The following is an 11,954-nucleotide window of genomic DNA, read 5'->3' as shown; positions in this document are numbered from 1 at the left end:
ACTACGATTACGCCCACAACGCACGGTTGGACAGCGATCTCTACGGGCAACGCTGGATGGCCGAGAGTGCTTTCTCGGCCATCAAGCGCCGATTCGGGTCCGCTGTCAGGCCGAGCGCTTGGTACCGTGAATTCAGAGAACTTGTGCTCACTGTCGCCGTCTACAACCTCGAACAAGCACTCAAGGAGTGATCACTACGCCGTCTGTGGATTCAACAAGGCAGACTCGACCACGAACTATCGAGCGGTATGTCCGTGTTCGACAGCTACGACTGTGTGAACTGTGGCGAGTCGTTCAAAGCACACCCGAGTTCCAACGCTGCGGAAAGCCAGTTCTGCAGTCCGGCCTGTGAAACGGCCGACTGATCAGCTTCCGTCCGGGCTGTAGTTGGGCGCTTCGTCGGTGATCATCACGTCGTGCGGATGACTCTCTTGCTGGCCGGCAGCCGAAACACGGACGAACTCGGACCGTTCTTTGAACTCCGGGATCGTCTCGGCACCGACGTAGCCCATCCCCGATTGCATGCCGCCGACGAGCTGGTGGAGTTCGGACTGGAGCGAGCCCTTGTACGGCGTCGCGGCCTCGACACCTTCGGGGACGAACTCTTCGTCCTCGTCTTCCTCTTTGAGATAGCGCTCGCCGCCGCCTTCGTTCATCGCGCCGACACTGCCCATGCCGCGGTACTGCTTGTACTTCTTCCCGTTCATCGTAATGACGCGACCCGGTGCCTCGTCGGTGCCGGCGAAGTACGAGCCGAGCATCACGGCGTCCGCGCCGGCGGCGATGGCCTTGATCGCGTCGCCGGAGTACCGAATCCCGCCGTCGGCGATCACGGGCACGTCGTGCTGGCTCGCAACGTCGGCGACCTGCGAGACTGCGGTGATCTGGGGCATCCCCGCACCTGTGACGACCCGAGTGGTACAGATCGAACCGGGGCCGATGCCGACCTTGACGCCGTCGGCGAAGTCGATGACTTCCTCTGCTGCCTCGCGGGTCCCAATGTTGCCGACGACGACATCTGCGTCGACCGCCGCCTTGATTTCACGAGAGCTCTCGATGACGTTCATGTTGTGCGCGTGGGCGGTGTCGATGAACAGGATGTCCGCGCCGGCCTCGTCGGCGGCCTGCGCGCGGTCGAGTTCGAACGGGCTGACCGCGGCCGCGGCGATCAGCGACCCGTCGTCGGCGCGGGCGGCCTGATCGTACTCGCGGCGCTGGAGGATGCCCTGCATCGTCACGAGTCCGATCAGGGTATCGCCGTCTTCGACGATCGGGACGCGCTCGATCTTGTGCTCGTACATCAGTTCGAGTGCTTCGCGCGCGGTCACGTCCTCGGTGGCGGTGATGACCTCGTCCGTCATCGCTTCCTCGACGAGGTCCTCATCACCGACTTCGAGGTAGGGGCGGATATCTGTCGCGGAGATGATGCCAAGCACTGTGCCGTCGTCGTCGACGACCGGAGCGCCGGAGACGCCCTGCCGGCCCATCATCCTGTCGACCTCGCGGACGGTCTGCTGGGGCGATGCGGTGACCACGTCACGGATGATCAGTTCGTCGGCGCGCTTGATGCGCCCGATCTCCTCGACCATCGTCTCGACGTCCATGTTGCGATGCAGGACGCCGAGACCGCCATGACGTGCCATCGCGATGCCCATGTCACTCTCGGTGACGGTGTCCATCGCTGCCGTGAGGACTGGGACGTTCAGTTCGACGTTCTTCGAGACGCGCGTCGCCGTATCGGCCTCGTCGGGTTCGACCCGTGACTCCTTTGGCCGAAGGAGTACGTCGTCGAATGTCAGGGCCTCCGGTGCGCGGAGTTTCTCCGAGAAGGGTTCGCGATCGTTCGCCATGTCAACCGTCGCAGACGGTCGCTGAAAAACGTTGCGAGATTTGCCCCCGAATGACTGGAGTTGGCACACTCTCTCTTGATTAATTCGAGACGCCAGAATTGCAAATCGTTACCATGGCCCGGGATGTCGTGGACGATTCGTCAGAATTGAATCGCTACAGTTCGGGATCGTTGTGTGTGGGTCCCAATCTCACACAACGTTTATACTCCGAGGAAAGATAATTATGAACATGCACTACGCTGTGTCTACCAGTCCGTGTGCCGCCTCTCGACGATCCACCGACAACGAGGCCGACACAAACTGGTTTTTCAAGCACACAGCGTTCATGGGGTTCTCGAAGCGATGGTCCACGATGGGTAGTTCCATTCCGTCGTTGCCGTCGCGAGACAGTGAGTACCCGACGCCCACGGGTGAGGGCAGTACGTAGCAGGATATGAGTAGTTCCCAACACCCAGTCGCGCTTGCCCTGGAGCGACGCGTCGGCGGTGCGACCAGACTGCTTGCGACGGTGATGCTGCTGCCCCTCCTCGATGGGGTCTTCGCTGCGGTCGTACTGGCGGGTGGCCTGCAAACGGCGACCGGCATCATCGAGGTCGGCTTGCTCATTTTCGGTGGTTCGGCGACGCTTGCGGTCATCCTCGCCGAGATGGACGGCGACCCTCGCGAGGTCGCCACGTCGATCCTCATCGTCGGGGCGACCGTGATACTCGGAGCGATCGTCGTCGCGATCCTCGCGCCGACGATCAGGAGCGTACTCAGTCTCGCCATCTTCGAACGCTTTGCGGCCATCATCATCCTCGCAATCGCGGCCCGCACCGCCAGCGCGCGACTCGGCGAGTGGCTCCCACGTCCGTCGATCATCCTCTCGCTGGGCCTGGTCGCGAGCCTCGACCCTGCCGGTGCGACGCTGGTCGTGCAGACCAGCCCCGACCTGATCGTCCGCGCTGCCGCGGCCGCTGGCGTTGGCGTGGCCTTCGCACTGGCCGCAGCACTCGGCGCACCGTGGCTCCGCAACGCCGTCGATATCGACCGCTTTCGCTTCGGTAGCGCCGTCGCGCTGGGCGTGCTGCCGATCAGCATCCTCACCACCGTGGATGCACCGATCGCGCTAGCCGTCCTCGTCGTCACGACCCTGCTCTCGCTGGACCCCCAGCGGGCGCGCGAGCGCGACGAACACTACGAACCGGATACGGTCGACATCACCGCTGCGTTCGCCGATGGCGGCGCATCGCAGGGTGTCAGCCACGACGACCCCGACTCAGAACCCCACGCGGCAGTCGATTACGGCGACGACAGCGACGACCGCGCCCCCTGGCTCTGAGCCTGCCGCCGTCTCCCGCCTGCGCCCGCACCGGAGTGACAACCCTTAGGTCCCTCTCCGCCCCGACTACCTGTATGGCCGACAATCGCGTCGTGCAGGGTCGTATGGTCACACCAGTGACCCTCGCCGAACTGATCGAAGACGACGATGTCATGGACGCAGAAGCGATCACAGATGCCGACCGTGAATGCCCCGACTGCGGCGGTGACGTGCTCTCGGTGGGCTACATGCCCTCGGTCACGGAGTTCGTCACCGGCTACAAGTGCCAGGACTGCGACTGGGCCGACACCGACCGCGACGATTGACATCCAACGTCGGGACGGCAAGCCGACGACGGGATCGTAACCCCTTTAATACATCTGGGCATACCCGGAAGTGCGGGGTCGTGGCCTAGTCCGGGAAGGCGGCTGACTCCAGAGGCAACGTGCCCGGTGACGACACTCCAGGGTTGATATACTGAGCGGCCGACTGATCATCGGCTCGCGTTGATGACCCTCTGGAGTTCCGAGGCACACACCGGAGATATCAGCCGATCGGGAGTTCAAATCTCTCCGGCCCCATATCATTTAAAAGTAAGGCAGAAAATTCTGCCTGTTCTTTCACCCCCAGTACACACGTGTGTCGCTGTCTCTGGGGGTGAGTCGCGTGTTCTCGCTTGAAGCTGGCACAGACGACCCTCAGAACTGTCAGTATTGCGGTACGCACGTCTCTCGGGACTTCCGTCGAACCTTCGGCGACGAGGAGAACGTCGCCCACCGCTGTGCTGCCTGCGACTGTATGGCCCGTCTCTCGGCTGGCAGTGCAGCCGGCAAGACGGTCTCGAAGCCCGATCCAGCAGACCACCCGAACCGGAACCGAGGCCAGCGCACGAAGGCCCGAACCGACGGGGGTGAATCGCTGTGAGCCTGTCGGCGTTCCCGTATCCGGGCGGGAAGACGCGTTTCGCCGACCAGATCATCACCCGGCTGCCCGACCATCGGACCTACGTCGAGCCGTTCGGTGGCTCGGCTGCCGTCTTGCTGAACAAACCCGAGAGCTACACGGAGGTGTTCAACGACCTGAACGCCGACATCGTCCACTTCTTTCGGGTGCTTCGCGAGCATCCCGACGAGCTGCGCGAGTGGCTCGAACACGTGCCCTACTCGCGCGAACTTCACCAACGGTGGGCCAGCGAGATCTACGACGGCCACCGGTCAGACGACGACGTGATCCGGGCGGGGAAGTGGTTCTACCTGCGCTACACCCAGTACGGCGGCAAGATCGCCGCCCCGTCGGGATTCAAGACCAGCGGTGTCCGCAACGAGGCGAGGAGCTTCCGCGGTGCCACGGACGCCCTCGACGAGATCCGCGAGCGATTCCGCCACGTCAACCTCGAATGTCAGGACTACCAGACGGTGATCGATCGCTACGACGATCCCGAGACGGTCGTCTACCTCGACCCGCCCTACTACCAGAAAGAAGGATACTACAACTCCGAAGGGTTCGATCACGAGGAACTCGTCGCGACGCTGGCCGACACTGAGGGACGGTGGCTCTGTTCCTACGGCGAACTCCCGCCCGCGATGGAAGACGCCGTCGACGAGTACGGCTGGCGTGTCGCGACCTATGACGTTCACTACTCGCTGGACGTGCGCAAGGGAGAGGACTGCGATACCTCGACCGAGCGGCTGGTATTGAACTACGATCCCAACGAGGTGGTTCCATTCCGCCCGACCCAGCAGACGGGCCTGGAGTCCTTCGGGGGTGAGCAAGCGTGAGGTATCAGTCCAACCTCTTCGAGTACGAAGAGGATCTATCCCCACTCACGGACGCCCAGCGCGAAGTGTACGAAGCCGTCGAGCAGGACGGGTACGGTGTTCGCGAGTACGCGCGCAAGACTGGCCGATCGAAGGGAACCGTCGGGAATCTGCTTCGGCGTGCACGTCACCGACTGGGAGGTGAGTCACGGTGAACCTCGATCGCCTCATCTCCCGACTGTCGCAGTCGGTGACGGAGATCGTCGTGGCGTACCTGTTGGCGTTCATCGCGGGCGGGACTGACCCGCTTCGACTGGCGAAAATCGTGCTGGCGATCAAGCTGAACGTCTTCGCTGTGCCGCTGTCGTGGACGCCCGCACTCCGGCTGCCCCTGTGGTGCTGGTACATCGTCGCGGTCCTGTGGCTCCGCCAGTGGTTGCTGCTGTCGGGCTACAGCGTCTCGGAGGCCGTCGGACAGGTCGAGCGCTACGTCGGAGGTGAGCGGTAGATGGCCACCCAGGACCGACCGCTGGTGATCGACGCCTACAGCGGACCCGGCGGTGTTGGGCTGGCGCTGGATTCGCTCGACGTGCGTCACGTCGGGGTCGACATCGAGGACTACAGCGATACCTATCCCGGCGAGTTCGTCCGGGCCGACGCTTCTCACGTCGACTTCATGGCTCGATTCCCGTCGCCGTCGTTGCTGTGGCTCTCACCCCGGTGTCAGGCCTACTCGAAGCTCTCCTACGCGAACGCGGGGCGGTACGACTGGGACCGGACGCCCAAGGAGAAGTACCCGACTTTCGCCGATCTGAACGTTCGAGCCGTCATCGACGCCGTCGACCCGGACCACTACATCATCGAGAACGTCGCCACCTGCGACGATCTCCGCGAGCCCACGCGACTGAATGGACTGGCGTTCGGGCTGCCGATCAAGAATCAGCGCCACTTCGAGACGAGCTTCCCCGTTCCTGACGCTTTGGGCTCGGGAAGGCCGGACTTCCAGATCGGGAGCGAGTACGTCCGCCACGAGCTGGCCGCCGCCAAGAACGTCCCACCCGAGTGGTCCGAGTCGGAGATCCGATCCGCGATCCCTCGTGAGTTCGTTCACTACCTACTCCACTACTGTCCCTCGGTGCCGGACGTATCGCTACCGGATGGACTGGCCGGGCGACAGTCTCGGTTAACCGACCAGTTCACGACCGCGACAGACGGCGGGACGACTGTCTCTAATGGAGGTGACTGGCAGTGACCGAATTCGTCCGCGCCTCTCGTCTCTACGACGTGGAGGCAAGCGAACCCCTTCGCTTCGACTGGGCGAAGATGCAGCCGCTCGGGGAAAGTCAAGAGGTAGTCGAGCGGGCCGGCCAGGGCCTGCTCGACGAGGATGCACGAGCGAGGTAATCATGTCGCGGTACCTCAAGTGCGCCCCTCACGAGGGTGACGTGCGCTTTACCGTCGGCGTGCATCCCGACCCAGCCGTCCAAGACGACGGGCTGGCACCCTACTATGCGATGCACTCCCTGATGAAAGAGTGGGGTGACAACTGGCAGACAGAGGGCAAGCCGACCCGTGACATCGAGTTCAACGGCCAGCAGTGGGCGACGGCCTTCGACTATTCGAAGAGCGGGCTGGACCCGTGGGACAACCCTAGCTTCGAGATCGAGGAAGTGCGCGAGTTCCAGTTTTACTTCGTCGCCAAGAACTCGCCCCACTACAGCGGGGAGCCTGCCGATCGCGACGACCGCGTACACGGTGGAACGATCACCGTTCGCCCGCGCTGGCCGAATCTCACGTCGGACGGTAAGCCCGTCTCGGTCCCAGACTACGGCGACGCCTACATCGACGTGCAAGTACAGGCTTCGAACATTCCCCACGGAGAGTACCTAACGCTCGTCCAGCGCGTGATGGACGCCTATGGCATCTCTGCGCGGTACTTCGACCAGCCACACCCGGACAGCCACATCAGCGACCTGGCCTACTACGTGCGCCTCTACCGCGATTCGAGCGGGCCACTGTACGCCCCGGACGGGCCGATCGCCCGCTGCCACACGCTCATCCAGGGCGACCGGAGCGGCTACCGGAAACACGTCGAAGACAACACGAAGCTCCCCGGCTACTACGTCACCGCCACGGTCGAAGACGAGAAGGCCGACGAACTGATCCGTGGGCATGGGCTGGGGAAGGAACTCAAGCACTACTACCCGAACCATCCCGAGGAGTACGACCCCGACGACGCTCCGTACCATCCGAAATTCGAGGTGTCCTATCAGACGAGTCTTACCGACGACACCGTGCGCTGGGACGACCTCGACGACGCCCGGCGCGAACTCGAAGAGACGGTTTTGAATTGTCTGGAGTGGACCGGCATTGCGACCACCGCCGAGAGTGGCGAGTTCGTCGACTTCGATCCGTACTGGTCGGTCGAAGACACCACCGAAGCCCGGAAGATAGCGAAGTGCCCGCTGCCGGAGATCGAGGACGAGCAGGAGCATCGCGTGATGCAACTGTGGGGCGACATGACCGACGCCGATCGAGACGTGACCGAGCTGCTACTCACCGACGGTGGGCAGGTCTCGCCGAAGGAAGCGGCCGCCCGGACGGGCAACACCTACCGGACGGTGCGAGCCGTGATCGATCGTCTCGAAGGGTTGATCCGCCACACCTACGGCGAGATGGAATTAGAGTCGAAGAAGATCCAGCAGGAGCTTCTGAAGCGAGTGCGTGCCGCTGGCGACCGCTTCGAGCAGTCCGTCGGCAGTGCCGTGATGGATCTGGCCGACGCCGCAGAGGAGCAGGAGAAGACCCGCTGGAGCCGACTCCGGCGCGAGTACGCAATCACCGTCCGTGAGGGCGACGACTGCCGGAAGCTGTTGAAGATGGGCTACAAGCCCGACGATCGAGAGGAAGTCCGCGAGATCCTGTACGAAGTCAAGAATGCCTACGAGCAGCACGTTGAGGGCAACGTCTACGGCGTTCACGTCGCCGTCACCTACGCCGACGGCGGTCGTGATCGGTTCCGTGATCTACGTAACGTGTTCGCGAACGGCCAGCGAGCGGCCGACAAGGCCGCCGAGAAGTCCCGCTGGGAGCAGGCCCGCGAGAACTTCGACTTCGAAGCCTGGAAAGAGGCGGGCTGTCCGTCTAACTGGAACGGGGGGTAGCGCGCCCCCTGCATAGAGGCATCACTGTCTCTCACCCTCTTTTTGCGGCAATATCGTCCCATACACCCCCACCCCGGCGCGTCGCGCGGCTGGGTTCGTTCCCATTCGGTCACATCACCCAGCCGCGCGACCAGGGGGAACCCGGAAAGCAAGCTTCCGGGTTCCCCTTAGTCGTGTGGCTAAGGCCACCTGTCCAAAATACACCGCACAGCACTACTCTGGCTTCTCTATCGACCGAGGGTATTCATCAGTCATTCACTAAGAGATTGCTAAACCTCATCTCGATAGTGATCCCGTACAATCTCTCATGTAAGACGTTGATCGCATCCTGAGACCGATCAATATCTGATTCTATATTTGAGAAGTCATCCAAGAGATTTTGCCTATTATTGTCGTGAACAAGCGCATTCCTTTTGTTATAGGCTCTGCGGATTTTCCCTTTTTCGCCATCGTCTATCACTCCGGTCACATATAATAGCCATTCGCGTTCGGATTGTGATTTATTCTCAACTTCCCTTCTGACCTGCTGACTTTGACGGCCTTCGGCGATTACCTGATCCAATATCAATTCAATTGAAAACTGTTCTATCAATGTTCCCAGAATATTAAAGTAGAATGTTAGCTCCTGTCTGATGATCAATTTGTTCAGAGCTTCGGGAGTAACCACTGCATCTTCAGGAAGGTCTGTTTCAGGGAGTGAAAATCCATTATACTTGTTTTTGACCTCTGTTCCAGTCTGCATTAATGAGAAGATTTGTAGATCGACAGAATCTATAGAATCAGACATAAACATAAGAACATCCTCGGTTAATCCCCGTCCCTGTAAATCAGCATCATCCTCCTGAGTAAATACATCCGTTACTGTAGTCATCGTAGAATGGGACGATTTGTCCAGATATGCTTTGAGTAACTGTATCTCTGGCATTGATAGCTCAGATCTCTCAGTCATGGTATTGTAGATGCTAGAATGGAACTTAAAATTCAGTTTGCGAAGACAAAAGTACCTGTAAAATCATTGACTTAGTATGCCTGGCGAACAAATATCAACAATTTATAATAGGCACATTGACGAATGTGGTGAGCCACCGGAAATAGACTTTGAGAGTGTATCTTATTTCAGCTATTTTGAAAATAGTATGGGCGAACAGTCGATATTCTTGTTCGATGATGGTCAGGACTACGCAACCGTGTATATTGCTGATGCAGGCTGGGAAAACGAAATTAGAGTCCCGATCTCAGATAGATCCGACCAGATCAGTGTGGATGGTCAGGGGGTTCGCCCAAATAGAGAGGAAAAAATGTGGCTTAAGGCTTGTAAAGTAGCTGTGGAGTCAAAATATCTATAAAATCGTCAACAACTTCTGTAATACTGTTCCTGCTATTTGCACTCAAAGATCTGCCCGATAGAAATCTTAGCCTGCTCCGCATCTCGATGCTCACCACCACCGTGCCAGTCCAACTTCGGCAAGCGCGACGAGTGACGCATCTCCCACTGTAGCACTTCGACACCACGCCCACGGACCCGATAGGGCGCGAACACGTACCAGCCGTTTGCCGCCCGGAGTTTCTCGTGGTACTGGTCGTACAGCTTGAACGTGCCGGGCTGCCCATCGCTGTGCCGGTGCATCGCGGCCTTGATCTCGACTGGTGTGCCGTCGGGCCGGGTCGCGTCGTGCCAGCTACACCGGTCGAGTTCGAGGTTGTACCGCTCGACCGCTTGCCGCTCGACGAGCGTCCCGTAGTGATTCGCTCTGTGCGACCGACTCATCGCGATCGCACCTCGCGTGCGTCATATATAGATACTCCTCCGGGTTGTTGCCGGCCGCTGCCCATGGCTCGCGTGCGCTCGCACCAAGCGAGCGCGCCATGGGCCAACAGTAGGGGTGCGTCGGGGGGTTGGTTGTTGTTGGTTTGGTCGAGTCCCGTCGCCGTCATGCGGTTAGTCCCTCGACTTCGCCAACCACGTTTCGATGCTCGCCGTCGTGCTGGTACTCGTTCCAGCGCTGGCGGACCCATTCGGTGCTGTAGGGCACGAAATCGGCGACTTCGTAGTTTGGTTTCTCTGGGTTCGCTTCCTTCGCGGTGATGACCGTGTAGACCGCAAGCTTCCGCGAGAGGTCCGCCGGGTCGACTTCGTCGCCGTCGTCCTCGCCGCCGGACCACGACCACGTCGTCGGCTCCTTGTCGTCATATCGCCAGTCCGTCTCCGGGATGCCAGAGACCGAGAAGATCGGATTCACACCCGATCGACCTTTCACGTCTTCGTAGAATGTCGCCTCTTTCAGCCCCTCCTTGTGGACACAGACCGCCAGCTCACGGACGAGCGGATGCACGTCCCGGCCGTCGTGGCCGATGACGATCAACGACCCGCCGTACTTCCGAATCTTGTACGTGAGCGGTCCCAGTTTCGTCTTCGTGTCGTAGCCGTCCTTTCCGCCACCGCCAGCGTTGCTCGATGCCTCGTCGAAGATGAACAGCTTCCGGGCCTGTTCGTTGTGCATCGGGTCGCCGTCCTGTTTCAGCCACTCGTTGAGTTCGCCGTAGTTCGCCAGCCACCCGTCCCGCTCTTCCCCCTCGTTGTCGGTCCAGGGGTCGGTTTCCTCCAGCGTTCGAATGTTCGAGGCGACGAGACCGTCGGGATGTTGTTCTTTCCAGAGCTGTCCCAGTAGGCAGGCGAAGTTCGACTTCCCCGTGCCGGGTTCAGCCCACTCGTAGAACATCGGCGCGGGACCGGTCATCTGGGCGCGTAGCTGATCGATAGCTTTGATGCCCGAGATGTCGGCCCGCTGGCCGGCGTCGCCCGTGAAGTGCTTCAACGACTGCATATCCCCGTTTTCGAGCGCCCGGCGGGCGGTCTCGGTGCCCTCGATCCGAACGATGTCGCGGACGTGCTGGAGGTCCTTAGCCTGGCCGGGCATCTTCGCTGGGTCGTCGGCCTGCTGGGGATCGTAGTGCGTTTCGAGGATCGAGAGGTAGCGCGACAGCTTTTCATCACGGACGATCCCCGCGTGTGGGTGGGTCTCGTCGGGATCGCGCTGGCCGTAGCCGTCCTGGTACTCGCGGAACTGTGCCGGCGTATAGAGGTCGCCACTGTCGTCAGTCATCGTTCATCTGTGGGTTCTGGTAGTTAGGAATCGATACGTCGGCCGCCCCATCGCCTACGGCGGCATCAGCGGTGGGATCGTGGTCGTCGAGATCGTGGATCGTCGGCGCTTGCTCGAACTCCTCGCCGTCGACGAGGTCGCCGAAGGTGTCCTTCGCGGCAGTCTTCTGGATCATCTGCCCGCGTTCGTTCGCCTCGCTCTCGGCCGCGATGAGTTTCTTCTGTAGCTCGACGGCCCCGCGAGACCACCGCCCGCGGATCGCCGCGAGTTCCTCGGCGCGGTCGATGAGCCAGCCATGAATGTCCTCCATCTGCTTCTTGGAGGTCATGATCTGGGTATCCTGACAGCCTTCGAGCCACACGCCCCGAACCCGGACCTGCTCGATGTCGTCGAGATACTCGTACTCGCGGACGGCCCACGCGCTGCCGCCATTCACCGGGTACGGATCGGGACCTTCGATCTCTTTCTCGCGCCACAACTCGGGTGGGACGTAGTACTTCTGCAGCACGTCCTCGACGGCGTTGACGTGGTGAACTTCCACCCAGTTCCGAGTGCGAAGCCAGCGGGCGATTTTCGCCCCGACAAGATAGCACGGCACGCCGAGCAGGAGCCAGCCGGCCAGAACCCCGGCGATCCAGACCGGCGGTGTCGGGAGCTGTGGCTGATAGTACGCGAACAGCCCGAACGCCCCGAGGATCATCCCCGAGACGAGCAGCTTGTACTCGCCGAGCAACCACGTCAGCCGGTCGCGATTGCTGGCGAACGTCGGCGCAGGCATC

At 61.0% G+C, this 11,954-nt stretch carries 16 protein-coding genes and 1 tRNA gene; 12 read left to right on the top strand and 5 right to left on the bottom strand.

The annotated features are described in order from the left end of the window. On the top strand, window positions 1-191 hold a 191-nt coding region (locus AC5FRW_RS07515), incomplete at its 5' end, for a transposase (RefSeq protein WP_493567820.1). Window positions 192-365: 174 nt separating this feature from the next. On the opposite strand, the gene guaB is transcribed toward AC5FRW_RS07515, so the two are convergent. Beyond that, a complete protein-coding gene (gene guaB / locus AC5FRW_RS07510) occupies window positions 366-1,850 on the bottom strand; it encodes an IMP dehydrogenase (RefSeq protein ID WP_493567819.1) in 1,485 nt (494 codons plus the stop codon). Window positions 1,851-2,283: 433 nt separating this feature from the next. Between guaB and AC5FRW_RS07505 the strand changes: the two genes are divergently transcribed. The 10 genes from AC5FRW_RS07505 to AC5FRW_RS07460 all read left to right on the top strand — a co-directional run bounded on the left by AC5FRW_RS07505 (window position 2,284) and on the right by AC5FRW_RS07460 (window position 8,071). Next, entirely contained in the window at window positions 2,284-3,171 is an 888-nt protein-coding gene (locus tag AC5FRW_RS07505; protein WP_493567818.1) for a DUF5794 domain-containing protein, read from the top strand. Window positions 3,172-3,245: 74 nt separating this feature from the next. Next, entirely contained in the window at window positions 3,246-3,476 is a 231-nt protein-coding gene (locus AC5FRW_RS07500) for a DUF5795 family protein (protein WP_493567817.1), read from the top strand. A gap of 74 nt (window positions 3,477-3,550) precedes the next feature. After that, window positions 3,551-3,731 (top strand) — tRNA-Trp (locus AC5FRW_RS07495). A 58-nt stretch (window positions 3,732-3,789) separates the two neighbouring features. Next, a complete protein-coding gene (locus tag AC5FRW_RS07490) occupies window positions 3,790-4,074 on the top strand; it encodes a DUF7563 family protein (RefSeq protein WP_493567816.1) in 285 nt (94 codons plus the stop codon). Continuing rightward, complete coding sequence (locus tag AC5FRW_RS07485; RefSeq protein WP_493567815.1) at window positions 4,071-4,928, top strand: DNA adenine methylase; 858 nt, start codon at window positions 4,071-4,073, stop codon at window positions 4,926-4,928. Before AC5FRW_RS07490 ends, AC5FRW_RS07485 begins: the two co-directional genes overlap by 4 nt. Beyond that, window positions 4,925-5,122: an RNA polymerase sigma factor gene (locus AC5FRW_RS07480; RefSeq protein ID WP_493567814.1), complete on the top strand. Its 198-nt coding sequence runs from the start codon at window positions 4,925-4,927 to the stop codon at window positions 5,120-5,122. Before AC5FRW_RS07485 ends, AC5FRW_RS07480 begins: the two co-directional genes overlap by 4 nt. Beyond that, the gene (locus AC5FRW_RS07475) at window positions 5,119-5,415 is read left to right on the top strand and encodes a hypothetical protein (protein ID WP_493567813.1); all 297 of its coding nucleotides are present in this window, start codon (window positions 5,119-5,121) and stop codon (window positions 5,413-5,415) included. The genes AC5FRW_RS07480 and AC5FRW_RS07475 overlap by 4 nt, the downstream gene beginning before the upstream one ends. Then, complete coding sequence (locus AC5FRW_RS07470) at window positions 5,416-6,159, top strand: DNA cytosine methyltransferase (RefSeq protein WP_493567812.1); 744 nt, start codon at window positions 5,416-5,418, stop codon at window positions 6,157-6,159. After that, window positions 6,156-6,311 (top strand): hypothetical protein, encoded by a 156-nt coding sequence (locus AC5FRW_RS07465; protein ID WP_493567811.1) that lies wholly within the window; start codon window positions 6,156-6,158, stop codon window positions 6,309-6,311. Before AC5FRW_RS07470 ends, AC5FRW_RS07465 begins: the two co-directional genes overlap by 4 nt. Before the next feature lie 2 nt (window positions 6,312-6,313). Next, window positions 6,314-8,071, top strand: a complete 1,758-nt coding sequence (locus AC5FRW_RS07460) for a DUF7845 domain-containing protein (protein ID WP_493567810.1) — start codon at window positions 6,314-6,316, stop codon at window positions 8,069-8,071. Window positions 8,072-8,318: 247 nt separating this feature from the next. On the opposite strand, the gene AC5FRW_RS07455 is transcribed toward AC5FRW_RS07460, so the two are convergent. Continuing rightward, complete coding sequence (locus AC5FRW_RS07455) at window positions 8,319-9,020, bottom strand: hypothetical protein (RefSeq protein ID WP_493567809.1); 702 nt, start codon at window positions 9,018-9,020, stop codon at window positions 8,319-8,321. Window positions 9,021-9,096: 76 nt separating this feature from the next. Between AC5FRW_RS07455 and AC5FRW_RS07450 the strand changes: the two genes are divergently transcribed. Further along, window positions 9,097-9,417: a hypothetical protein gene (locus AC5FRW_RS07450; protein WP_493567808.1), complete on the top strand. Its 321-nt coding sequence runs from the start codon at window positions 9,097-9,099 to the stop codon at window positions 9,415-9,417. 32 nt (window positions 9,418-9,449) lie between these two features. On the opposite strand, the gene AC5FRW_RS07445 is transcribed toward AC5FRW_RS07450, so the two are convergent. From AC5FRW_RS07445 to AC5FRW_RS07435, 3 genes are all read right to left on the bottom strand, one after another. After that, complete coding sequence (locus AC5FRW_RS07445) at window positions 9,450-9,839, bottom strand: PD-(D/E)XK family putative nuclease (protein ID WP_493567807.1); 390 nt, start codon at window positions 9,837-9,839, stop codon at window positions 9,450-9,452. Between the two features lie 163 nt (window positions 9,840-10,002). After that, on the bottom strand, window positions 10,003-11,175 hold the full coding sequence (locus AC5FRW_RS07440) for a hypothetical protein (protein WP_493567806.1): 1,173 nt from the start codon (window positions 11,173-11,175) through the stop codon (window positions 10,003-10,005). Further along, a complete protein-coding gene (locus AC5FRW_RS07435; protein WP_493567805.1) occupies window positions 11,168-11,953 on the bottom strand; it encodes a hypothetical protein in 786 nt (261 codons plus the stop codon). Before AC5FRW_RS07435 ends, AC5FRW_RS07440 begins: the two co-directional genes overlap by 8 nt. Between the last annotated feature and the right edge of the window lies 1 nt (window position 11,954).

This window comes from Halomicrobium sp. HArcht3-1 (assembly GCF_058933345.1).
The sequence above is the reverse complement of the archived record's forward strand: the minus strand, read 5'-3'. Positions and strand labels throughout refer to the sequence as shown.